The organism is Neobacillus niacini, assembly GCF_019749295.1.
GTDB classification, from domain to species: Bacteria; Bacillota; Bacilli; order Bacillales; family Cytobacillaceae; genus Neobacillus; species Neobacillus niacini_D.
Map to the genome: position 1 here is coordinate 1 of NZ_JACWFG010000028.1, position 26,461 is coordinate 26,461.

At 38.6% G+C, this 26,461-nt stretch carries 25 protein-coding genes, 7 tRNA genes, 1 rRNA gene and 2 riboswitches; of the genes, 22 read left to right on the forward strand and 11 right to left on the reverse strand.

All coding sequences use genetic code 11. The annotated features are described in order from the left end of the window. The first annotated feature begins 111 nt into the window (after nucleotides 1-111). The 10 genes from rrf (at nucleotide 112) to H0184_RS25885 (ending at nucleotide 2,505) form a co-directional block, all read left to right on the forward strand. Nucleotides 112-227 (forward strand): 5S ribosomal RNA (gene rrf / locus H0184_RS25840). Nucleotides 228-267: 40 nt separating this feature from the next. After that, nucleotides 268-342 (forward strand) — tRNA-Glu (locus H0184_RS25845). Nucleotides 343-381: 39 nt separating this feature from the next. Further along, nucleotides 382-457 (forward strand) — tRNA-Val (locus H0184_RS25850). 46 nt (nucleotides 458-503) lie between these two features. Then, nucleotides 504-580: transfer RNA gene (locus H0184_RS25855), tRNA-Met, on the forward strand. A 47-nt stretch (nucleotides 581-627) separates the two neighbouring features. After that, nucleotides 628-703: transfer RNA gene (locus H0184_RS25860), tRNA-His, on the forward strand. 15 nt (nucleotides 704-718) lie between these two features. Next, nucleotides 719-793 (forward strand) — tRNA-Gln (locus H0184_RS25865). A gap of 8 nt (nucleotides 794-801) precedes the next feature. Then, nucleotides 802-875, forward strand: a tRNA-Gly gene (locus H0184_RS25870). Nucleotides 876-884: 9 nt separating this feature from the next. Further along, a tRNA-Ile gene (locus H0184_RS25875) sits at nucleotides 885-958 on the forward strand. Nucleotides 959-1,143: 185 nt separating this feature from the next. Further along, entirely contained in the window at nucleotides 1,144-2,007 is an 864-nt protein-coding gene (locus H0184_RS25880) for a nitroreductase family protein (protein WP_221830384.1), read from the forward strand. Between the two features lie 27 nt (nucleotides 2,008-2,034). Further along, entirely contained in the window at nucleotides 2,035-2,505 is a 471-nt protein-coding gene (locus H0184_RS25885) for an SRPBCC family protein (protein WP_221830386.1), read from the forward strand. An 87-nt stretch (nucleotides 2,506-2,592) separates the two neighbouring features. Here H0184_RS25885 and H0184_RS25890 read toward each other — a convergent pair whose 3' ends face one another. Next, nucleotides 2,593-2,781 (reverse strand): hypothetical protein, encoded by a 189-nt coding sequence (locus tag H0184_RS25890; protein ID WP_221830389.1) that lies wholly within the window; start codon nucleotides 2,779-2,781, stop codon nucleotides 2,593-2,595. A gap of 139 nt (nucleotides 2,782-2,920) precedes the next feature. Between H0184_RS25890 and H0184_RS25895 the strand changes: the two genes are divergently transcribed. Continuing rightward, nucleotides 2,921-3,313, forward strand: coding sequence for a VOC family protein (locus H0184_RS25895; protein ID WP_260631810.1), 393 nt, complete (start codon nucleotides 2,921-2,923; stop codon nucleotides 3,311-3,313). Between the two features lie 37 nt (nucleotides 3,314-3,350). After that, entirely contained in the window at nucleotides 3,351-4,172 is an 822-nt protein-coding gene (locus tag H0184_RS25900) for a sugar nucleotide-binding protein (RefSeq protein WP_221830397.1), read from the forward strand. A 56-nt stretch (nucleotides 4,173-4,228) separates the two neighbouring features. On the opposite strand, the gene H0184_RS25905 is transcribed toward H0184_RS25900, so the two are convergent. From H0184_RS25905 to H0184_RS25930, 6 genes are all read right to left on the reverse strand, one after another. Further along, nucleotides 4,229-5,017: a cytochrome c oxidase assembly protein gene (locus tag H0184_RS25905; RefSeq protein WP_221830399.1), complete on the reverse strand. Its 789-nt coding sequence runs from the start codon at nucleotides 5,015-5,017 to the stop codon at nucleotides 4,229-4,231. Further along, nucleotides 5,018-5,497, reverse strand: a complete 480-nt coding sequence (locus tag H0184_RS25910) for a DUF2243 domain-containing protein (protein ID WP_221830401.1) — start codon at nucleotides 5,495-5,497, stop codon at nucleotides 5,018-5,020. 516 nt (nucleotides 5,498-6,013) lie between these two features. Further along, nucleotides 6,014-6,892, reverse strand: a complete 879-nt coding sequence (gene dapA, locus H0184_RS25915; RefSeq protein ID WP_221830402.1) for a 4-hydroxy-tetrahydrodipicolinate synthase — start codon at nucleotides 6,890-6,892, stop codon at nucleotides 6,014-6,016. Between the two features lie 131 nt (nucleotides 6,893-7,023). Then, nucleotides 7,024-7,204: riboswitch (Lysine riboswitch) on the reverse strand. A 180-nt stretch (nucleotides 7,205-7,384) separates the two neighbouring features. Then, nucleotides 7,385-8,581, reverse strand: a complete 1,197-nt coding sequence (locus H0184_RS25920) for a class I SAM-dependent rRNA methyltransferase (RefSeq protein WP_221830404.1) — start codon at nucleotides 8,579-8,581, stop codon at nucleotides 7,385-7,387. A gap of 173 nt (nucleotides 8,582-8,754) precedes the next feature. After that, nucleotides 8,755-9,339 carry a M15 family metallopeptidase gene (locus H0184_RS25925; RefSeq protein WP_221830406.1) on the reverse strand — a complete coding sequence of 195 codons (585 nt, stop codon included), beginning with the start codon at nucleotides 9,337-9,339 and terminating at the stop codon, nucleotides 8,755-8,757. Between the two features lie 425 nt (nucleotides 9,340-9,764). Beyond that, nucleotides 9,765-10,847, reverse strand: coding sequence for a branched-chain amino acid aminotransferase (locus H0184_RS25930; protein WP_221830407.1), 1,083 nt, complete (start codon nucleotides 10,845-10,847; stop codon nucleotides 9,765-9,767). A 317-nt stretch (nucleotides 10,848-11,164) separates the two neighbouring features. On the opposite strand from H0184_RS25930, the gene H0184_RS25935 reads away from it, so the two are divergent. Continuing rightward, nucleotides 11,165-12,013, forward strand: coding sequence for a DegV family protein (locus H0184_RS25935; RefSeq protein ID WP_221830409.1), 849 nt, complete (start codon nucleotides 11,165-11,167; stop codon nucleotides 12,011-12,013). Between the two features lie 402 nt (nucleotides 12,014-12,415). Further along, a complete protein-coding gene (locus H0184_RS25940; protein WP_221830411.1) occupies nucleotides 12,416-13,267 on the forward strand; it encodes an alpha/beta hydrolase in 852 nt (283 codons plus the stop codon). A gap of 450 nt (nucleotides 13,268-13,717) precedes the next feature. Here the strand turns inward: H0184_RS25940 and guaC are convergent, their stop codons facing one another. Then, nucleotides 13,718-14,701: a GMP reductase gene (gene guaC / locus H0184_RS25945; RefSeq protein ID WP_221830413.1), complete on the reverse strand. Its 984-nt coding sequence runs from the start codon at nucleotides 14,699-14,701 to the stop codon at nucleotides 13,718-13,720. Nucleotides 14,702-14,848: 147 nt separating this feature from the next. On the opposite strand from guaC, the gene H0184_RS25950 reads away from it, so the two are divergent. The 8 genes from H0184_RS25950 (at nucleotide 14,849) to H0184_RS25985 (ending at nucleotide 23,799) form a co-directional block, all read left to right on the forward strand. Next, the gene (locus H0184_RS25950; RefSeq protein ID WP_221830428.1) at nucleotides 14,849-15,397 is read left to right on the forward strand and encodes a YhcN/YlaJ family sporulation lipoprotein; all 549 of its coding nucleotides are present in this window, start codon (nucleotides 14,849-14,851) and stop codon (nucleotides 15,395-15,397) included. Between the two features lie 211 nt (nucleotides 15,398-15,608). Continuing rightward, nucleotides 15,609-16,469: an EamA family transporter gene (locus H0184_RS25955; RefSeq protein WP_221830430.1), complete on the forward strand. Its 861-nt coding sequence runs from the start codon at nucleotides 15,609-15,611 to the stop codon at nucleotides 16,467-16,469. 390 nt (nucleotides 16,470-16,859) lie between these two features. Next, nucleotides 16,860-18,170, forward strand: a complete 1,311-nt coding sequence (locus H0184_RS25960) for an ABC transporter substrate-binding protein (protein ID WP_260631811.1) — start codon at nucleotides 16,860-16,862, stop codon at nucleotides 18,168-18,170. 239 nt (nucleotides 18,171-18,409) lie between these two features. Further along, a complete protein-coding gene (locus H0184_RS25965; protein WP_221830432.1) occupies nucleotides 18,410-19,363 on the forward strand; it encodes a carbohydrate ABC transporter permease in 954 nt (317 codons plus the stop codon). Then, nucleotides 19,360-20,208 carry a carbohydrate ABC transporter permease gene (locus H0184_RS25970; protein ID WP_221830434.1) on the forward strand — a complete coding sequence of 283 codons (849 nt, stop codon included), beginning with the start codon at nucleotides 19,360-19,362 and terminating at the stop codon, nucleotides 20,206-20,208. Before H0184_RS25965 ends, H0184_RS25970 begins: the two co-directional genes overlap by 4 nt. 92 nt (nucleotides 20,209-20,300) lie before the next feature. Then, a complete protein-coding gene (locus tag H0184_RS25975; protein WP_221830436.1) occupies nucleotides 20,301-21,326 on the forward strand; it encodes a LacI family DNA-binding transcriptional regulator in 1,026 nt (341 codons plus the stop codon). 56 nt (nucleotides 21,327-21,382) lie between these two features. Beyond that, nucleotides 21,383-22,303: an ROK family protein gene (locus tag H0184_RS25980; RefSeq protein ID WP_221830437.1), complete on the forward strand. Its 921-nt coding sequence runs from the start codon at nucleotides 21,383-21,385 to the stop codon at nucleotides 22,301-22,303. 59 nt (nucleotides 22,304-22,362) lie between these two features. Further along, nucleotides 22,363-23,799 (forward strand): glycoside hydrolase family 1 protein, encoded by a 1,437-nt coding sequence (locus H0184_RS25985; protein WP_221830439.1) that lies wholly within the window; start codon nucleotides 22,363-22,365, stop codon nucleotides 23,797-23,799. Between the two features lie 130 nt (nucleotides 23,800-23,929). On the opposite strand, the gene H0184_RS25990 is transcribed toward H0184_RS25985, so the two are convergent. The 3 genes from H0184_RS25990 to H0184_RS26000 form a co-directional block, all read right to left on the reverse strand. Continuing rightward, complete coding sequence (locus H0184_RS25990; protein ID WP_221830441.1) at nucleotides 23,930-25,129, reverse strand: phosphoglycerate dehydrogenase; 1,200 nt, start codon at nucleotides 25,127-25,129, stop codon at nucleotides 23,930-23,932. Nucleotides 25,130-25,187: 58 nt separating this feature from the next. Next, a riboswitch (ZMP/ZTP riboswitch) is annotated at nucleotides 25,188-25,266 on the reverse strand. Between the two features lie 159 nt (nucleotides 25,267-25,425). Continuing rightward, nucleotides 25,426-25,893, reverse strand: coding sequence for a phage tail protein (locus H0184_RS25995; protein ID WP_221830443.1), 468 nt, complete (start codon nucleotides 25,891-25,893; stop codon nucleotides 25,426-25,428). A gap of 12 nt (nucleotides 25,894-25,905) precedes the next feature. Continuing rightward, a complete protein-coding gene (locus H0184_RS26000) occupies nucleotides 25,906-26,385 on the reverse strand; it encodes a GyrI-like domain-containing protein (RefSeq protein WP_221830446.1) in 480 nt (159 codons plus the stop codon). Between the last annotated feature and the right edge of the window lie 76 nt (nucleotides 26,386-26,461).

The window sequence follows — 26,461 nt, forward strand, 5'->3', positions numbered from 1 at the left end:
AGCTGACTGATACTAATCGTTCGAGGACTTAACCAATTTTAAAGCGAACTCGTTTTACAAACTTCTTCTGAAATTATCTAGTTTTGAGGGAATGAATCCTCAACAAAATAGTCTGGCAATAATGGCGAGAAGGTCACACCCGTTCCCATACCGAACACGGAAGTTAAGCTTCTCAGCGCCGATGGTAGTTGGGACTTTGTCCCTGTGAGAGTAGGACGTTGCCAGGCATTGCCCCTATGGGGCTTTTATTTTTCAAAATTATCATGAGGCCCCTTGGTCAAGCGGTTAAGACACCGCCCTTTCACGGCGGTAACACGGGTTCGAATCCCGTAGGGGTCACCAAAGTTTTTTCGCCTTAGCGAAAATAACTTTCCATTATATGGAGGATTAGCTCAGCTGGGAGAGCATCTGCCTTACAAGCAGAGGGTCGGCGGTTCGATCCCGTCATCCTCCACCAAAGTTTTTCACGTCAGTGAAATAACCATGTTTTTGATTATTATTGTCGCGGGGTGGAGCAGTCTGGTAGCTCGTCGGGCTCATAACCCGAAGGTCGCAGGTTCAAATCCTGTCCCCGCAACCAATTAAATCTCAAGGTTTAAACTGTTAAACCTCAACTATATTGTTTTGGCGGTTGTGGCGAAGTGGTTAACGCACCTGATTGTGGTTCAGGCATTCGTGGGTTCGATTCCCATCAGCCGCCCCATTTTATATTATATATTGGGCTATAGCCAAGCGGTAAGGCATCGCACTTTGACTGCGACATGCGTTGGTTCAAATCCAGCTAGCCCAGCCATTTTTTTTGCGGGTGTAGTTTAGTGGTAAAACCTCAGCCTTCCAAGCTGATGTTGTGAGTTCGATTCTCATCACCCGCTCCATATTTCTAAGGGCCTATAGCTCAGCTGGTTAGAGCGCACGCCTGATAAGCGTGAGGTCGATGGTTCGAGTCCATTTAGGCCCATAAATACTTTGAAAAGAGTGATTACTTTTATAGTGATCACTCTTTTTCTTGTTTACTGGAAAGCGGTAATTATCTTTTTCTATGATTTTCTAGCGCGTGTGGTTAAAATAAGATTGGATACAATTATGGAAGTGGTTTAAGCGTCAATCTCAATAACAGCCACATTATATAAAAGGAGGGTCTTTATGAGTTTAGCTCAATCAGCCATTGAAACCATGAAAAAACGGCAATCGGTTAGAACATATGCTGCTGAAGGCATAAAGGATTCTCACTTAATGCAAATAATGGATTACCTAAGAAATGAAGAAAACCTTGTTGGGCCATTTGGGAATAAGGGCAGAATCGAGTTCATACAAGTAACCAACAATGTAAGCGATAAAGGAATTAAGCTGGGGACATATGGATTTATCAAAAATCCACAGGCCTATTTGGTCGGTGTCACAACAAATAGTAAATTCTCACTTGTGGAGTTTGCTTACATTTTTCAAAAAGTAGTCATTATGCTTACCGAGCAAAACATAGGTACTTGTTGGATGGGTGGAACATTTAATCGGAATTCGTTTGAACAGGAAATTCAACTTACAGAAGGGGATTTCATTCCCTGTATAACACCCATTGGCTATCCGAACCAAAAGCAAAGAGTCTTCGATAAGGCACTTCGTTACGTTGTAAAAGCAGATAATAAGAAGCCTTGGGAAAAGCTTTTCTCAGATTCCGAATTCAATGTACCCTTGACCAAGGAAAACGCTGGTTCACTTGGACTACCAATTGAAATGGTTAGGCTTGGACCATCTGCTTCTAATAAACAGCCTTGGAGACTCTTATTATCTTCTGATCGAAAATTATGTCACTTCTTCATTGAACATACGCCCAATTACAGCTCTTCATTAGGATATGATATGCAGCTATTGGATATGGGAATTGCCATGTGTCAGTTTGAATTAGCATGTAAGGAATTAGATATAGAAGGCAGCTGGATTGTGGAGGAACCTAATATCCCTCTTCCAAATGAGCAGACAGAGTATATTGTCAGCTGGAATATGATGTAATGAATGATAGAAACGGAGTAGTCAGGCATGCCGGTTATTGATCACAAACAGTTTATTCAGGCTCCAATAGAGGTTTGTTTTAACATAGCAAGAGACGTAGACATTCATGCTCGAACTACATTAGTAACGAAGAAGAAAGCTGTTGGGGGTGTACCAAAAGGATTATTGGAGGAAGGGGACAGTGTGACATGGGAGTCTGTACAGTTTGGGATTAAACAAAGGTGCACCACAAGAGTAATCTTTATGGAAAAGCCCCATAGTTTTGTAGAAAAAATGGTCAAGGGAATATTTAAGTCCTTTATACATATTCATCAGTTTATGGACGAAGCTGAAGGAACTTTAATGATAGATCACTTTCAATATAAATCACGGCTGGGACCCATTGGAGTTTTAATCGATAAAATGTTTTTAGAGAAATACATGAAAAAATATATTGTTTTGCGTTCGATAGAATTAAAGAAAATAGCTGAAACGATAACTAATCAAACGTTTGATTAAATGAACTGGAACCTTGGTATAAAAGGATTTTGATAGGATTATAAGAACTAATCAAACGTTTGATTAACAAAGAGGTATCAAAATAATTTACGAATTTGATAACACAACTTTTCTTTTTTCCATTTCCATGGCTGAAACAATATATGCAAATCCATTCATTAAAAGGTAAATTACATTGGATTGAACCCGTTCAGTTTCTCCTAAATAAGTATTTAAAATTATCACGACAGAATATACGACAACAAAAAATAGAGCAATTTTATTAAAGATACCCATTCAAACAACTCCTTCTTTAGGATACTTATTTAATCATATTTCCTTAGAGTCAAACTTATGCAGGCCATGAGGCAATTGCTGAATATAACAAACGTAATCACTTTTTATCATAATAGGCAAAAAGAGGAGAGATTAAGCAATGGATGAAAATATTTTGAATAAGTCTAATATAACAATGAAAAGTTCAATACCAATATTTCGAATATTTGATGAGGAAAAGGCCAAAGAATTTTACTTGAACTTTTTGGAGTTTGAGTTGGATTGGGAACATCGATTTGAGGATGAGATGCCTTTGTATATGCAAATATCCAATGGAGGCTTATATCTTCATCTTTCGGAACATCATGGTGATTGTAGTCCGGGAGCAAGCATTAGAATAGAAGTAGATAATATTCGTTTATTTCAAGCAAATCTTTTATCAAAAAAGTACAAGTATTCTCGTCCAGGTATTGAAAAAACATCCTGGAATACTCTAGAGGTTAGTGTTACAGATCCTTTTGGAAATAGAATTGTGTTTTTTGAGAGTATGTAAGATAACAGGAAGCAAAGTGAATGGGGGATATCAATTAATGGGGAAAATTCTTATTCTTGGCGGTAGCGGTCTCGTTGGAAAAGCCTTAATTAATGAATTTAAGCACGGATATGATGTTTATGGTACATATTCTACTAAGTTTATAACCAATCTCCCTGAGGATAGGCAGTTCCAATTAGAGGTTCAGGATATAAGTAAGATGATAGAAATTATTTCATCTATTCAACCCGATAGTGTGATTTCTTGTATTAGAGGAGAGTTTGATCAGCAGCTAAAGTTTCATAAAGAACTGGCGGAAGTATTACGAAATATGAAAAGTAAGCTGTATTTCTTTTCCACAACAAATGTATTTGATGGAGATTTTTCAAAACCACATACTGAAACAGACTTAACAATTGCTGAATCAGATTACGGAAACTTTAAGATTGAGTGTGAAAATATATTAAAAGACATATTAGATGAAAGGGTAAAAATTATCCGAATTCCAGCGATTTGGGGGGTGGATTCTCCAAGATGGAACAGTATGAAGGAAAGCATAAAAAAGAATAACGTGATAGATGTCTACAGCAATCTTGAATGTAATAATCTTTCAGATGTGCAACTCGGTATTCAGCTGCGCTATATTATGGAGCATAATCTCAAGGGAATATTTCATTTTTGTTCAGTAGACACGATGACGCAGAGCCAATTTTATGAGCAGCTTTTTAACAGCATGGGAGCGGAAATGAATTTATTAAAAAATAACACCTATCAAGATAGCAGCAATACCTATTATTTTGCCCTGAAGTCAACCCGTGATGACATCCCAGATTCCCATCAAACTACAAATCGAGAAATTATTTCTTACTTGATAGGATAAACAAAAAGCCTGTGTGGATGATAATTTTTTAAGGAACACAGGCTTTTACCATATTTTTATTGTGTGAAGGAAACAGTCATTCGCGGGCGTGCAGCTTTATACCATTGTTGACAAAAAATGGAAATCAAAACGATCTCCACTAGATCCCCGCCATAATACATGATCATTCCTCCCATTTCAGCCTGTTCTCTAGGTACACCCATAGGTGGATAAGCATAAATGTACTTCGATAGAATACCATGGGCAGCTAATGACAGGATTAACACGACAGCGCGATAAATAAAACCATACCGGTGTGGTATAGGGTCAATATAGAGAATGGATATTGTATAGAGATATCCTGCTAGGAATACGTGAATATGTACGACTATATGCAGCAGGAAGTTATGCTGCATCGCTGAGTATAGCTCTGTAGTATACAATATCCATAATCCTCCGATATTGAGGGTTGAAGCCACAACTGGATTGCAGTAAATGCTTAATGGTAAACTTTTTAATATACGTGATAGTCTTCTAGCAGATCTAACACTTAAGGTTCGCATCAGAAGAGTCATTGGAGCAGCAAGGACTAATAGGAGCGGAGCAAGCATTCCAAGGAAAAGATGACCGACCATATGCGCCGTGAAGCTTTCATGAGCGAGTTTAGCCATGGGACCTATTAGTGCAGCGGCTGCAAATATTACTCCGAGTATCCAGCATACAAATCGATAGAATGGCCAGCGTTTACAGCGGTGGTTTGAGACTACTGCCATTCGTAAATAAACGATAACCGCCAGGACAAAGGGGAGAGCCAAGAGCAGGTCAAAGGCTGTCCCGCTGGCTTGATGGACATGGTTATGTTCCATTTAAACAGTCCCTTCCATCACTTTCGATTCCCGGCCTGTCCGAAAAATAAGGATTAACCCAGCTATCAGCATTATGGCGGCTATGATATTCCATACCCAGTCGTATGGGGCAATCTCCACGTTATAGCGAATCTGATGGATACGCATTAATTTGTGCTGGATAGTTCCGTCATACAATTGGAACGCACCACCTCCAAGCAGAAATCCTCCTATCCATCTCTTTGGCCACCAAGCATTCCTTCGGCGAAGATCCGAGACAAGAAAGGCTCCAGATATCGTTGAAAACCAACTAAAGGCATGAAAGATTCCATCCGAAACGAGCCCAATATCAGGTGTCGACTTGTCATAGAAATGGTGCCAATGCAGGATCTGATGGAAAACTGCTTCATCAATAAAAGCAACAAAACCAAGGCCGAGTAAGCAGCCTGAAAGTAGATTACGTCCTAAATAATTCAATCGTGCATCATGACTTGTTGTCATAAAATTCTCTCCCTATTCCACTTTTTACCTCCCAAATAGTTTATCCTTTCTAGAATAAATCCAAACAGGTAATTAAGTTGGTTGTACGAGTAGATAACTAATCAAACGTTTGATTAGCGGGTAGGAATGAGGAGAGAATTTTGAGCCTGCTCGAGGCCTAACTATTTCTAGGGGTATGGGTTCTCATTGCTTTTATGAGTGACTGCTTCTTCACTATTTATAAGGTTACGGGTTCTCATCGCTCTTATGAGTGACCGATTTCTCACTATTTATAAGGTTACAGGCTCTCATCGCCCTTATGAGTGACCGATTTCTCACTATTTATAAGGTTACGGGCTCTCATCGCCCTTATGAGTGACCGATTTCTCATTTTTTATAAGGTTACGGGCTCTCATACTTTAATAGCTTTATAGAACTGACCCCCCAATAAAGTACTCTTCTTTTAGTTATAAAAGGCTTTATCAACAAAATGAAGTTGCCTGCCCCTAAGAGGGACAGGCAACTTCGCATTTAAATTTAAACGAGTGACTTAGAAGGAAGGACCTTTTGAAGTTCACTTATTTCTTGATCATTTAATGGAATCATTGGCAGGCGGACATCTCCTACCTGGACTCCTTGCATATTTAAAGCAGCTTTTACTGGTGTTGGATTTGGTGCCGTAAATAATGCTTTCATAATTGGGAGAAGCCTGCGATGTGAAACCGCTGCTTCCTGCACTCGTCCGATTTTAAACTGATTAATCATTTCCTGCATCTCATTACCAATAATATGCGAGGCAACAGAAACCACGCCCGCACCGCCTATGGATAGAACAGGTAAAGTTAGGCCGTCATCTCCGCTGTACAGGGTAAAATCGTCTGGAGTCAGGTTAATAATTTCTGCCATCGCATCTAGATTTCCGCTGGCTTCTTTCACTGCTGCGATATTACTAACTTCTGAGAGTCGGACAATGGTTTCAACCGACAGGTTTACAACACTGCGTCCAGGAATGTTATAAAGCATTACCGGCAAGGAAGTGGAATCAGCAATCGCTTTAAAGTGCTGAAACATTCCTTCCTGTGAAGGCTTATTATAATAAGGTGTTACAAGCATAATTCCATCTACACCCGCTTCTTCAGCCAGCTTTGTTAAGCTGATAGAAGCTCTTGTATTATTGCTGCCAGTGCCGGCAATGACAGGTACTCTGCCTGCGGCTGTTTCGACAACCAATTTAAATAAATTGACCTTTTCTTCTGTAGTTAAGGTTGGTGATTCTCCGGTGGTACCTGAAACTACTAATCCATCAGAACCATTGTCTATTAAATAATTTACTAATGTTCTTGCTGCGTTAAAGTCAACCTCACCATGCTGATCAAATGGCGTTACCATCGCTGTTAACACTTGGCCAAAATTCATCATATTCACCCTTTATATCATTTTTTTTTGAAAGATTAGAGGTGGCTTTAAGGTCAGTCAAAAGTTAACGCAAAAAAACAGCAACGAAGGCTCGCTGCTGCAGTAGAAACAAAATAAAAAACCGTTCCTTTGCGTAAGATAGCCCTCCATATAGTCTCCTATATGACAGTTCTGTATTTCTTCAATAGCAGAACCAGCGGTCTAGAAAAATGAGATTCCATCCACTTCGGCAAATTCCCCTTTCCGCAATCGTCCTAGGACCTCATCATCCTCAAACTGCGTACTAATGGTCTTTGCGCCTCTATCCTCACTTCAAAAGGTAATGAAGTAAGAAAGTATTTAATTATATCTAAATATAACAGAAAATTCACTATTGTTCAAGTAGGTTCCCTTTAGGAGCGGTGCCTGTCACCGTGACAAAGTCACGGTGACAGGCACCGCTCGTGGACAGTGTCCACCTGGGGTGGACACTTCCACACCTCAGGCGGCCAGTTATTTTAATTTTTTTATGAAGACTACTTTTAGGTAGTCGGATTCTGGATAGTGTCTATTGGTTTTAAAATCTTCAGGTAGTGAAAATTCTTCCATTAGTTTATAGTGTTTATTTGATTCTTTAAAGGCGGTATCGATGAATCCTTTAAATTTGTCCATGCCAAAGGAGCTGGCATTGGTTGATGCGATGATGATTCCGTTGTCCTCGGTGATGGAGATCGCTTCTTTTAACAGGTTTTTATAATCTTTTTCTGCGCTGAAGACAAACTTTTTCGATCTTGCAAAGCTTGGAGGATCAAGAATCACGACATCAAACAGCAGCCCTTTTTTTACGGCATATTTGAAGTATTTGAATACATCCTCTACTATGATATCTTGAGTTTCCTCAGAAATACCATTCACATTAAACTGCTCGATTGTTTTACTTTTACTTCGATTCGCAAGGTCAACACTGGTCGTTTTCGTTGCGCCGCCTAAAGCGGCAAACACTGAAAATACACCGGTATAGGAGAATGTATTTAATACTCGTTTTCCTTTTGAATAGACATCTCGTAATTTTTTTCTAACATCTATTTGATCTAAGAATACACCGACCATGGCACTGTCATTTAAATAAATGGCAATATTGACGCCATTTTCTTTCACGATAATGGGGAACTCTCCTCGTTCGCCCGCGACAAAGTCATCTTCTTCAATGTATTTACCACTTTCATCAAAACGCTTTTTCTGATAAATGCCTTTATACTCCACTAAATTCTTCAATGAGTCTATGATAAAGTCTCGAAATTGATAAATGCCTACACTGTACCAGGTAATAACGTAATAACCATCAAAGTAATCAATCGTTAATCCGCCAATTCCATCGCCTTCACCGTTAAACACTCGAAACGCTGTTGTTTCAGTACTCTGAAAAAAATGTTCTCTTCTATCTAAGGCAGCCTTGAGGGTCTTTTCAAAAAAATGATGATTAAACTGTTCTTTTTCATGGTTGCTAAGCACCCAGCCAAGACCTTTATTTTGCTTCCCATAGTAGCCTTTGGCAATAAACTTGTTCTGTTCATCGACAAGCTTTAACACGATACCCTCTTCATCTAGGACATTGGGATTCATGACGGTGTCCTTTGTAATAAGCGGATAACCATTTTTATATTTATTAACGAACTTTGATTTAACCTGCAGCCTAACTTCTTTCTTCATATCTTCATCCTATCTTGTATTTATCATTAGTAGCATTGTAAACATATTTTTGTAAAAACAATCACAGTCAATCATAACACTCTTTACAAGTGGTGCGTATTGACTGCAAAAAAAAATCCAGAGCTCAATTCTGGATCTTGCTTTTTTTAAAAAAATGAGGGATGCTGTTCTTCCTAGTTGGTATCCGCTGTCAAAGACGACTCATCAGGTCGTTTTCCGTTCTGTAAGTCAGCGAGAGTTAACCCGAAATTCATTTGTAAATGAGGATAATCTTTAAATTGTGCCCAGTCACCGCCCCATTCAAATCCCAATGCTTTTGCCAGTTCCACTACTTCGTTCCAATCACTTTTCCCATTCTGATTCCCATCGTATTGCATATCCCAGATGATATTTTCATCAGGAGTTTTAATTGCAAAGTCAATCGCCAGCCCAAAGTTATGAAAGGATTCGCCGCCCCTTGCATGCGTTACGATGCTTCCTTCAGAGCTCCGGCCTTTTTCATATAGCGCATTCTGATCCTCCATACTGCGGAAGTCATCCGTAATCAGAATTACAATCCCTTTTTCGGCGGATTGTTGGATTAATTGATTGCTCCGCTCCTTTACGACAGGATGGAGTTCTGTTGGTAAGTCATCAGATTCCATCGTTAATCTATTAAGGAAGTTCAATCCTAAAGGGTTTTTTATTAAGAAAAAAATGATAAAAGCAATAAATAATGTAAAGATTAATTTTCCTTTCCTATTACGTTTCAAGTTCATATATCCTTTCTAAATCTATTCATAATCTAAGACGAGAAAGATAGACTCATTGTTTCAATTATTTCTTTTCCTTATCGTTGTAATTCTATTCAATCATATATAAAAAAAGTATCGTTTCTATATGATCTTTGTTTGTAGAAAATGTCTCAACTTGAATTAGAAGGGCCATCTGATTCCCGTTGAACCTGAAAAATTATGTAAGAGGGAATCAGAAGAGCTGGCTGGTTCCCGTTGAACCTGAAAAATTACGTTAGCGGGAATCAGAAGAGCTGGCTGGTTCCCGCTGAACCCGAAAAAATACGTAAGAGGGAATCATAAGAGTGCTTGATTCATTTTAACTTGTAGTAATTCAAAAAAACTCGTCTGCAAAGACAGCCATAAAAAAAGATCCAGGTAAACTGGATCTTTACAAAGGCATATTCAGATTAAGCTTCTACAGAGGCAACTTTAACGGTCCAGTTAAATGGATCTTCTTTTTTACCAAGTTGAATTCCTGTCATTTCATCGTAAATGTCCTGAGACAGCTGACCGATGTTATTGTTATTGATAATAATAGATTGATCTTTCCAAGTTAGTTCACCCACAGGTGAAATAACAGCAGCGGTTCCTGCTCCAAATACTTCCTCAAGTTCCCCGCGCTTATGTGCTGCAAAGACCTCTTCAATGGAAATTTTCTCTTCACGAACAGGGATATTCCAATATTTTAATAATTGAATCACGGAATCACGGGTAACACCTGGTAAAATACTGCCGTTTAACCTCGGAGTGACCACTTCGCCATTGATTTTGAAGAAGATATTCATACTGCCGACTTCTTCTACATATTTATTCTCCTTCGCATCAAGCCAAAGGATTTGGGCATAGCCGCCTGCATCTGCCTTTTCCTGCGCTTTCAGGCTGGCAGCATAGTTGCCTGCGGTCTTTACATGGCCAACGCCCCCAATTACCGCGCGAACAAATTGCTCTTCCACGTATATTTTAACCGGACTCAACTGGCTGCCATAATAAGCACCAGAAGGGGAGAGGATGACTAACAATTTATACTGCTTCGCCGGGCGTACACCAAGATAAGGCTCTGTTGAAAAAATAAACGGGCGAATGTAAAGTGAAGTTCCTTCACCGGCTGGAACCCAATCTTTTTCAGTGCTAATTAATTGTTTAATTCCTTCTAATAAGAACTCCTCATCAATTTGAGGAATGCAAAGCCGATCGCATGATTCATTTAAACGCTTCATGTTTTTCTCTGGGCGGAATAGCTGGATGGATCCATCCGGAGTTTTATATGCTTTCATTCCTTCAAAAATTGCTTGTCCATAGTGAAAAACCATTGCTGATGGGTCAAGTGTTAACTGCTCATAAGGCGTAATTCGCGGATCAAACCAGCCCAAGTCACTATGATAGTCCATTGCAAACATGTAATCACTGAAATACTTGCCGAAACCAAGTGAAGCGGTATCAGGCTTAGCCTTTAATTGTTCTCTTGGAATAAATGAAATCTCCTGTTTCATGGTTACACCTCATTCTTTTTAATCAGTTCAGTTTTGAAACACTTAATTCACTCTATATTACTTTAAAAATTATCTTTTTGGAATAATAAAAATACTTTCTTTTACTATACCACTATTTAAGTAAAATCAGGTTGATTTTGATTTAGGTTTGTCAAAGTGGTGACAATTATGTTTGTTAGACCTAAAAAACTTTATCATATATGACAAATATAACTGGTGAAAAAGTACTCCTTTTTGTAATCTTAACCTCATTACAATACTACTATTTTAATTCCACTTATATAGATTAAGAGAACATTAAGAAGGAAGAGGATAATATGAATAAGCCAAAAATTGCATGGATTACCGACACGACATCATCTCTTAGCAAAGAGTTTATTGAAAAGCACCATATCCATGTCATTCCCTTGCATGTTGTCATTAATGATAAATTTTATAAAGAAACCATCGATATTACTGAAGAAGACTTTTATGATCGAATGAAAAATGAGGAAGGGAAGTTCCAATCCTCTCAACCAAATATCGGGGACATCGTAGACCTTTATGAAAAGTTAAAAGCAGAATATGACTTTGGCATAGCCATACATGCTTCCAGTACATTAACTGGAACGTATCAAACGTCTGTAATGGCAGCAGAAATGGCTGGATTTAAATTATTTGCGATTGATTCCCATACGGGTTCGTATCCCTTATCGTTTTTAGTAAAAAGAGGGATTGAATTAGTTGGACAAGGACTCGAAATAGAAGAGGTTGTATCAAAATTAAACAGCCTGCGTGAGCACACTAAATTATATTTGGTTCCGTCAAATCTTGATCAGCTTCACAAAAGCGGCAGAGTGTCTGGAAGTCAAAAAATATTAGCCTCATTATTTAATATTAAACCGATTTTATCGATTGAGGATGGAGCAGCAAAGATTAAGGATAAAGTCCGTACGGAAAAGAAGGCAATTGCATGGCTGGTCAATAATTTAAAGGAAGACCTAGAAACAAAAGCTGTTCAAAAGGTTGCCATTGTACATGCTAATGACAAGGAACGGGCAGAGGGGTTAGAACAATTAATTAATCATACATTCCCTCAAATAAAAACAGAAAAACTAATGCTCATAACCGTGGCAGGTGTTCATACAGGGGTTGGGACACTTGGCCTTTCTTGGGTTAATGAGTGATTTGAACTAAGCAAATGAAGGGCCGCTTGAATAAATCAAGCAGCCCTTCACATTAATTACGAATCTCAATCAACATGAAACCAGTTATTCATCTTCTGTATATGCCTCGGTTGTCGTATCCCTGCAGTCCCAGCACTCACAGCGGTTCCTCTCCATAAGACATAATTCCTTTCCACAAGAAATACAGACATCCATAAGAAGTGATTCCCCTTTCTATGTGAAAATGTATATTTATACTATTTTTATTCAACAATGATGGAAAATATCTCACCTGATGTTCGACAAAATATGGAGCAAGAGCAGGGTTCCATATAGTAGAAATTTATTCATTAGATATGTTCAAAAACATTGTGATATACTATACATCATTAAATATTTCTGCATCAGGAGGATTACCCCAGAATGACAAGAGAAGGGACTTTTACTGGTGTCGATGGAGCTGAATTATTTTATCAAGTGATCGAACCATTAACAGCTCCTAAAGCATCAGTTATTATCGTCCATGGACACGGTGACCATAGCGGCGGCCTGCACAATATAAGTAATGGCCTGGTTCAAGGAGGATATATCGTTTATACATTTGATTTGCGCGGTCATGGAAAAAGCTCGGGGAATAGAGGATTTATAAAAAGTTGGGATGAATATCGAGGCGACTTACATGAGTTTCGAACGTTAGTTTCGAAAAAGCAGCCTGGGCTACCATTATATATTATCGGACATAGTATGGGCGGGGTAATTGCCCTTGATTATGTATTGGATTTTAGTTCCGGTATCTCAGGGATCATTGCCATTGCTCCTGGTATCTCTTATGAAGTGACCAGATTTGAGCGATTCGGTATAACCTTATTGGGGAAATTGAAGCCTGACCTCAGCATTAAAAAGCCTAGAAAATTAATGAAGAAAAAGTCAGCGGGTGCTGACGAATTTTATTCAGACTTTTTACGTCATAATATCATTACACCTGGTTTAGGACGCGGTCTTATCCAAGGTATATCAAGAGTATTAAATCAGGCACCTAAGATAACGATGCCGTTTTTGTTACAATACGGACTTCGTGATAAAATTACCCCGCCAACAAAGCTTGGTCATTTTTTTAAGCAAGTTTCATCTAAAGAGAAACAGTTGTTTGAATATCCTGCAGCAAAGCATAGACCCTTTGATGGGCCAGAAAAAGAGAAGTTTCTAAGTAATATGATGACATGGCTGGACCAACAAGTGGAGAACATCCAAAAGAATAAAGCTCAGGCAGGTTAAACCCGATTCCCACATTTATTGGGAGTCGGGTTGTTTGCGTTTATTTGCATCGTAAAATAGGGCTAAATGAATCCTGATTAGGATGAGAGCCCGTAATCTTGTAAAAAAGAGAAGAAGTTGTCACTCATAAGAGCAATGAGAGCCCGTAATCTTGTAAAAAAGAGAAGAAGGTGTCACTCATAAGAGCAATGAGAGCCCGTAACCTTGTTAAAAAAGAAAAATCGGTCACTCATAAGAACAATGAGAGCCCGTAACCTTGTAAAAAGAGAAGAGTCGGTCACTCATAAGAGCGATGAGAGCCCGTAACCTTGTTAAAAGAGAAGAATCGGTCACTCATAAGAGCAATGAGAATCCCTAACCCTGTAAAAAAAGAAGAAGCCGGTCACTCATAAAGACTCTGATTTTGGGGGCTCCGTTCGCTAATCCTGCTCATCTTTCTGTAATAATCCCCTAATAAGCTTTATCCCCATTAAAAATAGAATTCTTCACAATGACATAATCTACATGACGAATGGCATCTAACTCTTTTCCGCCGGCATAGGAAATAGAGGATTGAAGATCTTGCTCCATTTCAATTAGCGTATCGATTAATGAACCCTTGTGCTCCACCAGCATTTTCTTGCCTTCTACGTTTTTCCGTTCACCTTTTTGATATTCTGAGGCGGAACCAAAGTATTCTTTATAGAGCTTCCCATCTTTTTCAATCGTTTCTCCAGGAGATTCTTCGTGACCAGCAAATAAAGAACCGATCATCACCATACTTGCACCAAATCTTATCGATTTCGCAATATCGCCATGGGTACGAATACCGCCATCAGCAATGATTGGCTTACTAGCAGCTTTAGCGCACCAGCAAAGAGCTGCTAACTGCCAGCCGCCTGTTCCAAATCCAGTCTTAATCTTCGTGATACAAACCTTTCCTGGTCCAATTCCAACCTTTGTTGCATCTGCACCAGCCCGCTCTAATTCTCGAACGGCCTCTGGAGTTCCAACATTACCGGCAATCACAAAGCTTTGAGGCAAGTGTTGCTTAATATGTTGAATCATCTTAATCACAGCATTGGAATGCCCGTGCGCAATATCAATTGTAATGAATTCTGGGGAAAGCTGCTCATCAGCTGCCTGCTTAATAAATTCATACTCCTCTTCTTTGACTCCAACACTGATAGAGGCGTATAGCCCGCGTGATTTCATGTCTTTTATAAAACCTAGCCGCTTTTCTGGCTCAAAGCGATGCATAATATAAAAATAGTCATTTTCAGCTAAGTAGACAGCAATCCTTTCGTCAATAATGGTCTGCATATTGGCAGGTACCACAGGCAGCTTAAAGGTTCTGCTTCCAAACGTAACGGTGGTATCACACTCAGTACGGCTATTTACAACACTTTTTGCAGGAATTAATTGAATATCTTCATAATCAAACACACTATCCATGGGAATCCTCCTCATACAAAGCTCATCATTGGTTTAGTGTGTTTTGAATACCTTCTGTTTATTCTTTTATAAAATTCCTCCTAATCACTACATAAAAAGAAGAGATATAGGTAATTGTAAGCATGAACTCATTTTAGGAGGAATTTTATGAAGAAGTTTGGAATCTTAGTAGCCTGTTTATTCATTTCTGCGCTTGCTGCTGGGTGTAATATGAAGGAAGAAGGCAGAGAAACAGATCAGCACGGTGAAATGAGTAATCGGAATGCTGGTGCTGCAAATATAGTAAACAGTTTAGGAAATCCAAATTTGAATTTTACCAATACAAACAATCAAACTAACACAACGACGAACCAATCAGGGTTAAGGGTAGTGAAGAAAGCAGAAGAGAATGTTCAGAACCTGGATGAAGTTAAACGTGCGGAGGTCATTGCTGCCAATCGTAATGCCTATGTCGGTGTTGTTATGGATGACGACTTTCATGGTGAACTTTACCCATATGTTGAAGATCAGATTGCTCAGCAAGTGCGGGATGCGGACGCATCTATACAAAATGTATATATCTCAACCAATCGGGACTTTGTCAAACAGATGAGCACTTATACAGACCATATCCAAAATGGAAGACCGGCGAATGGAATACATGACGGGTTCAATAAAATGGTCAGCAAAGTCTTTAATAGACATGAGAGATTTTAGTTCAGAAATATCGGTGGTCCTTTCATAGGAACCTAGAAATACTCTAAAGGCTTACTCACTTAAATGGTAGTAAGCCTTTTCTAGTTCTAATGTTTATCCAATGGATGTTTATAAAACATGAAAAATAAGAAGGAAATTTAGAACAATAGTCGTACATAGTGATAGGGGGGAAATACCCTAGAAAAAATTTACATAAAAAAGTAGGTGCATAATGAGTATTATTTTAGCATTACTAGCGGCTTTATTTGCTTCTTTTACCGCAATTTTAGCAAAGGTCGGCATTGAAAATGTCAATTCCAATTTAGCAACAGCTATTCGGACGATTGTGGTATTAATTATGGCCTTTATCATTGTCATCATAACCGGCCAGCTTGACAGTATTCCTCAGATTTCTACCAGCGCTTTATGGTTTATTGTATTATCTGGTTTTGCGACAGGTTTCTCGTGGTTATTTTTCTTTAAGGCACTCGCCATTGGGGATGTTTCCAAAGTGGTCCCAATTGATAAATCCAGTGTTGTGCTCACGATAATTTTTTCAGTTCTTGTTCTAGGTGAGCCAGCAGAACCTCTCATTTTAGCCGGGGGAGCTATTATAGGGATTGGAACCTTTATACTGATAGGGAAAAATGAAGAAAAGAAACGATTTTCAGGATCACAACGTTATATTGTTTATGCTATTTTAGCGGCCGTATTTGCAGCCTTAACCTCCATATTAGCAAAAGTCGGTATGGAAGATGTTGATTCCAATGTGGCTACTTTCCTCCGAACGATTGTAATCCTTTTATTTGCGTGGGCAATTGTATTTTTCCAAGGAACTCATAAAGACATGAAAAACATTTCGAAAAAAGGGTATCTCTTTTTAATTCTATCAGGAATAGCTACCGGATTATCTTGGCTATGCTATTTTGCAGCATTAGCTATGGGGAAGGTTTCCATTGTCGCGCCTATTGATAAATTTAGCGTTGTCATCACAATGATACTGAGCTTTTGGATATTAAAAGAAAAAGCGGCAAAACACACGATAATAGGCGGGATCGTCATAACGGTTGGGACGGTATTACTTATTTGGTAGGTCCAGCTGGACATAAAAAAAAAATCGGCATTTCCGTAAGAATCTTTAGCGGATATGCCCATTTTTTTTTTAGATTTCTATCTGCGAAATCGGTTTCGTAATTCGCTATTTTTCTCGCAAAACCGCTGTTTTTTTCGTTTTTTTATTGAAAAATAGCTTAATTATAATCCATATTTTAGTAACTTTATTTAAAGAATTGTAAAAAAATATATTGATTTATCTATTTTGAGGGATTATTATGTAGTTGTAAGCGATTACCTAGTTAATTTTTGGTAATTCGGAAACCGGTTTCCTAATAATCAGAACCTAGAAATTTTAGGAGGTGTACATTTTTAGATTTTAATCTAAAAGTTTAAAAGACTATTAAACTATATTATTATTTGGGGGGTCATGAACTTGAAAAGTATGAAAAAAGTTACTGCTTTTGGATTATCGTCACTGCTTGCACTTTCTTTAGCGGCCTGTAGTGGAGAAAATACTGAAAAATCTAGTGGTACAAATGATGATGGCGGGAAAAAGGAAGAAATCACGTTGGACTTTTGGACATTTGGTGCAACTGGTTATGAAGAGTTAGCAAAAGAATACGAAAAAGAAAATCCAAATATAAAAATTAAAGTAAAATCATCTGAAACAGCTGATCATCACGATGCATTATTTACTTCACTATCTGCTGGAAGTGGTGCACCTGATATCGCGATGCTTGAAATAGACCAATTCGACCGTTTTAAAGTAGCTCAGGATCGTTTTGAGAATTTATATGACCTTGGTGCGAAGGATGTCAAGGACCAGTACTTAGATTGGAAATGGGAAAGTGGAGAAAATGCGGATGGAGACTTTTTATTTGGTCTTCCAACGGATATCGGTCCGAAAGCATTGTACTACCGCACAGACTTATTTGAGCAAGCAGGTCTTCCAACGGACCCAGCAGAGGTGGCTGCTCTAATTAATTCACCAAAAGCGTTTGAAGAAGCTGGATTAAAGATAAAAGAAAAAACTGGAATGCCTTTTGTTGATAGTATCGAAATGGCATACAGAGCCTATTTAGATGCTGCAAAAACAGCCTATTTGACTCCTAAGAATGAATTAAATCTTGGGGAAAACAGTGAAGTGAAAAAAGCATATGATTATGCGGTTCATCTAAATGAACTAGGAATCGTTGGAAAATATGAAATGTGGAGTCCAGAGTGGGCGAATGCCGTTAATAAGGGTGAGTTTGCTGCAGAGCTGGGTGCAGGCTGGTTAAAAGGCTGGATGGAAGGAAATGCTCCTGACGCCGTTGGTAAATGGAATGTGGCTACATTGCCAACCGAATTTGCTGCTAACTGGGGTGGTTCTTACATCGCAGTGCCAAGTGAAACAAAACATGCACAAGAAGCTTACGATTTTATTGAATGGCTGGTATCACCAGAAAATCAATTGAAATCATTCCAAAGCCATGGATTATTCCCTTCTGCTGAATCTGTATATGAAAAGGAAGAGTTCAAGTCAAATAAAGATGAATTCTTCGGTGGTCAAGCAACAGCTCCAGTATTCGCTGAAGCTGCTCAAGACATCGCTGGTATTGGATATAAAGGCGAAAAATATTTTCCAATTCATAACGAAATATTGAATGCACTGAAAAATGTCCAAAACGAGGGTGCGGACCCAGAAAAAGAATGGAAAGCAGCTGTGAAGCGTACTGAAGAACTTATGAAGCGCTAGTCTGCTAAACTTCTAAGTTAATTCCACGGGGGATAAACGAAAGCAGAATAAATACCAAACAAACACCAATCATGGTCGGCTTACCTTTACCATCCTTTAGCTCAAAAAAGGATTAAGGGAGTAGGCCGGCCATCCTTCACATATAGGGCTTTATTAACATCAATGTGAATGGTGAATAGACAAAAGGATATGGGCGCTTAAGGCACCATACTATCTTGAAACAGAAACGAGGCGTGAAAATGAATTCTATCAGTAAGAAAGAACCTATATTTAGAAGGAAGAAATTTAGGTCTGAAGCAAAAAAGGACATGATTTCAGGATATTTATATATAGCGCCTTTCTTCATAATTTTTACACTTATCGGCCTATACCCTGCACTTTTTAGTATTTACCTTGCCTTCCAAAAATGGAATGGCCTAAGCCCTATGAAGTTTAATGGATTAGCAAACTTTCAACTCGTGTTATCCGATCCCCTGTTTTGGAAATCAGTGTATAACACGATCATTATGGGGATTATGGGAACTGCTCCACAATTAATTGTCGGCCTTATTCTAGCCTACTTACTTAATATGACTTTTCTTAAGTTCAAAGGATACTTTCGAGTAACGATATTTATGCCTTATTTAACTTCAATGGTTGCCGTAGCCCTTATATTTAGTGTGTTATTCAGTAACCATGAATCCTCCCTTGCTAATTATGTTTTAACTCATTTCCTTGGAATGGACCCAATCGCTTGGGCTGCTTCTGAATGGGGAACGAAAATTGCAATATCAATAATGGTATTCTGGAGATGGGTAGGATACAATACAATCATTTATTTAGCAGGAATTCAAAGTATCCCGAATGATTTATATGAAGCGGCGACCGTCGATGGGGCCAATAAGTTTCAGCAGCTTTTGTTTATTACGATCCCGATGATGAAGCCATTTATTATCCTAACTGTATTTACATCAACAGTTGGCTCGATGCAATTGTTCTCTGAACCAACTGTATTCTTAGGAGCTGATGCTTTCACAAGGGACGAAGCTATGACCATTGTCATGTACTTGTATCGAGATGCCTTTAAATTACAATCATTTGGAACAGCTTCCGCAACAGCGATTATTCTATTGGTTATTATTACTATATTTGCAGTAATTAATATAAGATTAACTCAAGGCTTTGGAAGGAAGAAGAGAGGTGTTAAGGAATGAGTAATCAAGACAAGAGAAGTCGAAAAAAATTCTCCATAGGCAGTACTATTGTTTACTTATTTCTATTCATTGCTTCAATCCTGTCCTTGTTTCCTTTCTATTGGATGTTCGTGATGGCAACAAGGCCAAGTGCTGCATACAACTCAATTCCGCCGACCCTTACACCAGGAAATATGCTGGTAGAAAACTTAAATAAGGTATTAAATCAAATTGATTTCTTCGGTGGGATGTGGAATTCGTTTGTACTGTGCTCAGTCGTTACAATCGTGGTTCTATTTATTAGTTCATTAGCGGGGTTCGCTTTTGCAAAATTTAAATTCCCAGGCAAAAACATATTTTTTGTGGCGGTTTTAGTAACCATGATTATCCCGCCGCAATTAGGGTTAATTCCTCAATATTTCTTAATTTCTAAAGCAGGTCTACTTGATAGCTTACCAGGTGTTATGATTTTATTCTTTTTAAATCCTTTAGGGATATTTCTAATGAGACAATATATTACAGAAGCAGTTCCGGATGAATTAATTGAAGCTGCAAAATTAGATGGATGTTCGAACTTTCGAATCTACTGGAGGATTGTTTTACCGATTATCTTACCGGCATTTGCGACACTTGGAATCATTGTATTTACTGCAGTTTGGGGAGAATTCCTATGGCAGTTTACGATTCTAAGAGATCCAGAAACGTATACGATTCAAGTAGCATTGGCACAATTGAGCAATACACATAATATCGATTTTGGTATGATTTTATCTGGTGTATTCTGGGCTACAGTTCCATTATTAATCGTTTTCTTATTATTTAACCGATTATTTATTTCTAGTATTACGGATGGTTCTGTAAAATAATGGATTTACCTGCCTAGCTATTGTTTCACTCTGTAACTCTTAGTAATCTAGCAGCAGGAAAGATATTTAGACGGGATAGAAGGGATAACACAATGAGTTTAACGATAAAAGACATTGCACAAATGGCAGGAGTATCACAGGCAACCGTTTCGAAGGTCATAAATAATTATGGGGGAATAAGTGAGAAGACAAAAAGTAAAGTCCTAGCGGTTATTAATGAAATGAGTTACGCGCCTAATTTTTCTGCTCGATCACTGGCGACTAAAAAGTCGAATCTCATCGGCCTTATCTATGCTGGTAATATCAATGTTGATATGACGCATCCATATTTCAATGAGGTTATTTCAACCTTTAAGAAAAATATTGGATTACTTGGCTACGACATCTTACTGTTTTCCAATGAGCATTTCTTACAAGATCAAGGAAGTTATTTAGCTAGATGCAAGCATTTTAACGTGGATGGCTGTTTGATTATTGCTGGTGAGGAAGTAGAGGATGCTACTTATGAACTAGCAGAAAGCGGTTTTCCCTGCATTGGAATTGATATAGAGTTAGCAGGACCCAGGGCAAGCTATGTCATGACGGATAATGTGAATTTATCTAGAAAAGTGGTCGAGCATTTTTATCTGAATTCCCTTCGGAAAATCGGATATATTGGCGGGATGCGTGATTCTGTCATTTCTAATCTCAGGTTAAAAGGCTTCAAAAATGCTATGACTCAGTTCGGTCTTGAAATAAGAGAAGAGTGGATTCAGTACGGTGATTATAATGAAGAAAGCGGCTATAGATCCATGAAGGAAATGCTTAGCTTGAAGGAATATCCAGAAGCCATTTTCGCTGCATCAGACTTAATGGCGTTAGGTGCACTAAGGGCAATTAAAGAAGCCGGATTACATGTTCCAAAGGAAATCCGAGTTATCGGATGTGATGACATTGCTGCATGCCGTTACAGTGACCCTAAACTCACCACCGTTAAACAGGAAAAGGAGAAAATTGGTAAATTATCAGCCTATATGTTAAATGATTTAATTGATGGAAAATCGAGTTTAAAGCCTGTATTTACGGACTCTGAACTCATTGTCAGGGAGTCGTGCGGGACTAACAAAACCTTCTGGTAAATATTTTAGGAAAAAAGTAAAAACAAGACTTCTATGGGTGTTAGGGGGGATTATCGATGAATTATTATGCGGTTTTTGATGTTGGCGGTTCCGCAATCAAATATTCCCTTATGGATAGTGAAGGTCATTTTTTTGAAAAAAATTCAGTTACAACACCGAAAGATGGCATTGACTCATTTATAAATGTAATTGATTCCGTAGTGAAAGAATTACAAAATAGTTGTGTATTAAGCGGAGTAACCCTAAGTTTACCTGGAGCGGTAGATGTGGAATCTGGGTTTATTAAAGGAACCACGGCCATTCCATATATCCATGGTCCCAATATAAAGGAATTAATCCAAGAACGAACAGCACTGCCGGTTGAACTTGAAAACGATGCGAATTGTGCAGGATTAGCAGAGGGTTGGATTGGTGCTGCTAAAGGAATCAATGATTATATTTGTATTGTTATCGGTACTGGAATTGGTGGAGCACTTGTTCTGGATAAAAAAGTTCGCCGGGGCAGCAATCTTTTTGGCGGTGAATTTGGTTATATGATTCTCGAAGATTATTTGAATCAGCCAATAGGGGAGACTTGGAGTTCACTTGCTGCTACTTGGGGTTTAGTTAAGCAGGTTGCAAAGCGTAAAAACATGGACCCCTATATGCTTGACGGACTAACCGTGTTTAACATGGCGGATGAAGGCGACTTAGAAGTACAGGATGAAATTGATAAGTTTATTAAACGCTTAGCAGTAGGGATTTATAATTTGCAATATATCATTGATCCAGAAAAAATTTTAATCGGCGGAGCAATTAGTAAGCGTGAAGGTTTCATTGACCGAATTAACGAAAAGCTTAAGGTTATGAAACCGAATGAACATTGTGTAGACATTCAAATTCATCCATGTAAATTTGGAAATGACTCCAATTTAGTTGGAGCGCTATACCATTTTTTACAAAGGAATCAAAACCTTTTAACCAATAAACCATGTTAACCTCAAGTTGATGGATCATATGTTTACACTAAGCGAAATAGATATAGGAGGGAAGATGGATGATACACGAGAAATTAAAGCCTTTTCCCAGCACATTTATGTGGGGGTCTGCTTCTGCAGCCTACCAAGTAGAAGGTGCATGGGATAAAGATGGAAAGGGACCTTCTAACTGGGACCAGTTTGTCCGGATTCCTGGTAAAACCTTTAAAGGAACGAATGGTGATATTGCAGTTGACCATTACCATCGTTATAAAGAGGATGTACGTCTGATGGCGGAAATGGGTTTGAAAGCCTATCGCTTTTCTGTTGCATGGACTCGTATTTTTCCAAAAGGCAAAGGAGAGGTAAATGAAAAAGGCATCCAGTTCTATAGTGACTTAATTGATGAGCTAATTACTAACAAAATAGAACCAATCTTAACCATCTATCATTGGGATTTACCGCAGGCGCTTCAAGATGAGTATGGTGGTTGGGAATCTCGTGAGATTGTCAAAGACTTTACCGATTATTCCGTTACATTATTTAAGCACTTTGGTGACCGTGTTAAGTATTGGGTGAGCTTGAACGAACAAAACATTTTTACTAGTTTTGGATATAGAACAGCCCTTCATCCTCCAGGAGTAAAGGATGAAAAAATTTTCTATCAAGTCAATCATCATGCTAATCTAGCAAATGCAAGTACAATCAAAGAGTTCCGCAAATATGTTCCAGACGGCAAGATTGGTCCGAGCTTTGCATACTCTCCATCATATGCTTCGTCCTCTAAACCTGAGGACATCCTTGCTTCTGAAAATGCAGAAGAGTTTAATGCCCATTGGTGGATGGATGTCTATGCTTGGGGAACATACCCTAAGGCAGCTTGGGATTACTTAGAAAGAAAAGATTTAGCTCCAAATGTCGAAAGCGGTGATTTCGAATTATTAAAAGAAGGTACACCTGATTTTATGGGATTGAACTATTATCAAACCACAACCTTTGAAAAGAACACTTTAGACGGTGTAGCTGAAGGGAAAATGAATACATCAGGAAAGAAAGGCACTACACAAGATACGGGTGTACCAGGTCTCTATAAAACCGTCAGAAATGAGAATCTCGAAAGAACAAATTGGGATTGGAATATCGATCCAACCGGACTTCGAATTGCCCTTCGCCGCATCACGAGTCGATACAATTTACCAATCTTAATCAGTGAAAATGGCTTAGGTGAATATGATCATCTCGAAGACGGTGATATCGTTAATGATGAGTATCGTATTAGATATCTCCAAGTACATATAAAGGCGGTACAAGAAGCCATTAGCGATGGAGTGGACATGCTGGGTTATTGTACATGGTCATTTACAGACCTCCTAAGCTGGCTAAACGGTTTCCAAAAACGATACGGATTTGTCTATGTAAATCAACATGAAGAAGGAATACACGATCTTCGCCGTATCAAGAAGAAAAGCTATTATTGGTATAAAGAGGTAATAGAGACGAATGGAAGCATGATATAATTTACGGAAAAATGAGGGAAACCTTGCTAGTTACGGGGGACCGTATCATAAATAGAGGCACGAAAAATGGAGCCAGTATTGAAACCTGGCTCCATTTTCATGGAAACTTAACTTATTTCCTCTTTAATTTTTAAATAATTCGTGCGGTGACCATACCAGAAATTTGTTTGATTTTTTCCTCTAATGCTGGAATAACATCACCGTTCACTTTATTATCAATGTCAATCATTGTATATGCATATTCCCCTCGGCTTCTGTTGACCATATCCGCAATGTTTAAATGATAACTAGATATAGCGGAAGTAATCTGGCCGACCATGTTAGGGACATTGTGGTGCCAAGCCAATACTCGCTGTTTTCCTGTATAAGGCAGGTAAGTATTTGGGAAATTCACTGAGTTTTTAATGTTCCCTGTTTCTAAAAACTCCTTCACCTGACGAGCCGCCATTATTGCACAATTTTCCTCTGATTCTTGTGAAGAGGCACCTAGGTGCGGAATCGGAATTGTATTTTTCATTTTCAGCACATTTTCATTTGGGAAATCTGTAATATACTTCCCAACTATCCCGTTTTCGAGAGCGGCAGCCATGTGCTTTTCATTTACAAGCTCGCCACGTGAGAAGTTTAAGATATGAACACCTGGCTTCATTATGCTGAATGTTGCTTCGTTAAACATTTCTTTTGTATTTTCGGTAAACGGTACGTGCACCGTAATATAATCAGATTCTGAGAACAACTGTTCAATTGTTATTGCACGTTGTACGTTGCGTGACAAATTCCAAGCCGTATCGACTGAGATAAACGGGTCAAACCCGATTACATCCATATCTAAATCAAGCGCATCATTTGCGACAAGGGCACCAATTGCACCTAAACCAATGACACCTAAGGTTTTACCTTTAATTTCTTTTCCTACAAACTGCTTTTTTCCAGCTTCCACCAGCTTTGGAATTTGACCACCTTCGCCATCCAATGCTTTTACCCAAGCAATACCGTCAAAAAGGTTGCGGGAAGAAGATATTAATGTAGTTAGTACCATTTCTTTTACAGCATTGGCATTCGCCCCAGGGGTATTAAATACAACGATACCTTGTTCTGTACATTTTTCTATCGGAATATTATTCACGCCTGCACCAGCTCTTGCAATTGCCTTTAAATTATTGCCGATTTCTACTGAGTGCATATTAAAGCTGCGAACGAGTATGGCATCCGGATTTTCATTGTCGTTGTTAATCTGAAAATTACCCTTAGTGAATACCTTTAATCCAGTTTCTGCAATATTATTAAGTGTTTTGATGGATTTCACTTTTTCTAAAGTGATCGTGTTCATGATATTCCTCCTAATATTTTGCCTTAATAAACAGAAAGAGGTAAGGGATATAATCCCTTACCTCTGCCCAGGCGAACGGCTGCGACACCATGTGCTCCCTCGCGGTTATCCGCGTTTCGCCAGTTACACATGGTCTTTTTAATTTATTTAATATTATCATAATTCTCTAAAGATTTCTACCTAAACAAATTTAAAATAATGTTTTTGCAAAAAAAAAAATAACAGCACTTTCTAATTTGATAGAAAAGTGCTGTTTTGTTATTAGAATACCAAGATATACATGGCATTTGCTTACTTTAATATTCTCCTTTAATGACAAAAAACGAGCCGCGAATGGTTCCTGCGAGATTAGATTTCTGCCTGGCAAATTTAAACTTCCCTTCTAATTCCTTCGGTACTTCCATACCCTCAGAAAGCTTAAAACCAACAGCCCGTTTCGGCTTAGGGCCATCAACCGTATATAGGACGTTGACCTCAAGACCGTCCTCATAAAAAACGAAGGCCCATTTGATATTTTCAACTTGAAAACGTGCCGTTTCTAAAGGCTTAGCTCCAAACTCAATATTACGTTCTTCTTTTAAAATCCGATTCACGTAATCAAGAGTCTCCTGGCTCTCACTGGCAGGTACAACCGTAAATTCATGTTTATATTTGTTCATAAAGTAACGTGCTTCATTCGCGCGTAAACCAGCAAGAGCATCTGCTGCGGGTGAAGACTCTAAACCAACCGTCGAAACATTTTTAAAATCAACGATATAGGACATGTCGACCTCTCCTTATTTCCTAACAACCGGAATCCACATTTCGCCAAAAACTAAGCCATCACGCTTCCCCATCTCAACCGATGCATTTGGCCCGCCAACATAGGCAACATCCTTTGCTTCCGGCAAGACTTGACCGAAGGCAATGCCAGTAAGCATATTACTTAACTCTTCGGACGTTCCTGCTTCCCCTTTTACAACGATGTATTCCCCTTTTGGAAATTGAATCATTCTGGTTGCTTCTGGTAATGATTTTTCTGTCATAACGCCAGCATAGTGCATCATCTTGTTATTTACTGCTTCATTCACGACAAAAATGTAGTCGTTTGCTGCTACTGCTTTTAAAGTGTCCAGTCTTCCGTCTTGTTTAACGGCTGACCAAAAGTCTGCTTTTTCTTTGGTTATCCCAGCATAGTCTGTGTAGTCGCTCTTAAGCTCCGTTCCGAAACCTAAAACGGTAAAGCTATTTTTTTCTACTAACGTATAATCTGCCATATTCAAAACCTACCTTTTTTAAAATGTATCAAATGATTTGTCTTTTCACTTGATGAGTTTATAATAACTTTAAATC

Bases quoted from the DNA above. Each gene is read 5' to 3' on its own strand.
- guaC (WP_221830413.1), bottom strand. From the start codon at position 14,701: ATGGATAGTGTGTTTGATTATGAAGATATTCAATTAATTCCTGCAAAA.
- H0184_RS25940 (WP_221830411.1), top strand. From the start codon at position 12,416: ATGACAAGAGAAGGGACTTTTACTGGTGTCGATGGAGCTGAATTATTT.
- H0184_RS25995 (WP_221830443.1), bottom strand. From the start codon at position 25,893: ATGTCCTATATCGTTGATTTTAAAAATGTTTCGACGGTTGGTTTAGAG.
- H0184_RS25990 (WP_221830441.1), bottom strand. From the start codon at position 25,129: ATGAACACGATCACTTTAGAAAAAGTGAAATCCATCAAAACACTTAAT.
- H0184_RS25920 (WP_221830404.1), bottom strand. From the start codon at position 8,581: ATGAAGAAAGAAGTTAGGCTGCAGGTTAAATCAAAGTTCGTTAATAAA.
- dapA (WP_221830402.1), bottom strand. From the start codon at position 6,892: ATGAATTTTGGCCAAGTGTTAACAGCGATGGTAACGCCATTTGATCAG.
- H0184_RS25930 (WP_221830407.1), bottom strand. From the start codon at position 10,847: ATGAAACAGGAGATTTCATTTATTCCAAGAGAACAATTAAAGGCTAAG.
- H0184_RS25980 (WP_221830437.1), top strand. From the start codon at position 21,383: ATGAATTATTATGCGGTTTTTGATGTTGGCGGTTCCGCAATCAAATAT.
- H0184_RS26000 (WP_221830446.1), bottom strand. From the start codon at position 26,385: ATGGCAGATTATACGTTAGTAGAAAAAAATAGCTTTACCGTTTTAGGT.
- H0184_RS25965 (WP_221830432.1), top strand. From the start codon at position 18,410: ATGAATTCTATCAGTAAGAAAGAACCTATATTTAGAAGGAAGAAATTT.
- H0184_RS25900 (WP_221830397.1), top strand. From the start codon at position 3,351: ATGGGGAAAATTCTTATTCTTGGCGGTAGCGGTCTCGTTGGAAAAGCC.
- H0184_RS25950 (WP_221830428.1), top strand. From the start codon at position 14,849: ATGAAGAAGTTTGGAATCTTAGTAGCCTGTTTATTCATTTCTGCGCTT.
- H0184_RS25935 (WP_221830409.1), top strand. From the start codon at position 11,165: ATGAATAAGCCAAAAATTGCATGGATTACCGACACGACATCATCTCTT.
- H0184_RS25970 (WP_221830434.1), top strand. From the start codon at position 19,360: ATGAGTAATCAAGACAAGAGAAGTCGAAAAAAATTCTCCATAGGCAGT.
- H0184_RS25880 (WP_221830384.1), top strand. From the start codon at position 1,144: ATGAGTTTAGCTCAATCAGCCATTGAAACCATGAAAAAACGGCAATCG.
- H0184_RS25960 (WP_260631811.1), top strand. From the start codon at position 16,860: ATGAACTTGAAAAGTATGAAAAAAGTTACTGCTTTTGGATTATCGTCA.
- H0184_RS25910 (WP_221830401.1), bottom strand. From the start codon at position 5,497: ATGACAACAAGTCATGATGCACGATTGAATTATTTAGGACGTAATCTA.
- H0184_RS25895 (WP_260631810.1), top strand. From the start codon at position 2,921: ATGGATGAAAATATTTTGAATAAGTCTAATATAACAATGAAAAGTTCA.
- H0184_RS25975 (WP_221830436.1), top strand. From the start codon at position 20,301: ATGAGTTTAACGATAAAAGACATTGCACAAATGGCAGGAGTATCACAG.
- H0184_RS25955 (WP_221830430.1), top strand. From the start codon at position 15,609: ATGAGTATTATTTTAGCATTACTAGCGGCTTTATTTGCTTCTTTTACC.
- H0184_RS25890 (WP_221830389.1), bottom strand. From the start codon at position 2,781: ATGGGTATCTTTAATAAAATTGCTCTATTTTTTGTTGTCGTATATTCT.
- H0184_RS25985 (WP_221830439.1), top strand. From the start codon at position 22,363: ATGATACACGAGAAATTAAAGCCTTTTCCCAGCACATTTATGTGGGGG.
- H0184_RS25905 (WP_221830399.1), bottom strand. From the start codon at position 5,017: ATGGAACATAACCATGTCCATCAAGCCAGCGGGACAGCCTTTGACCTG.
- H0184_RS25925 (WP_221830406.1), bottom strand. From the start codon at position 9,339: ATGAACTTGAAACGTAATAGGAAAGGAAAATTAATCTTTACATTATTT.
- H0184_RS25885 (WP_221830386.1), top strand. From the start codon at position 2,035: ATGCCGGTTATTGATCACAAACAGTTTATTCAGGCTCCAATAGAGGTT.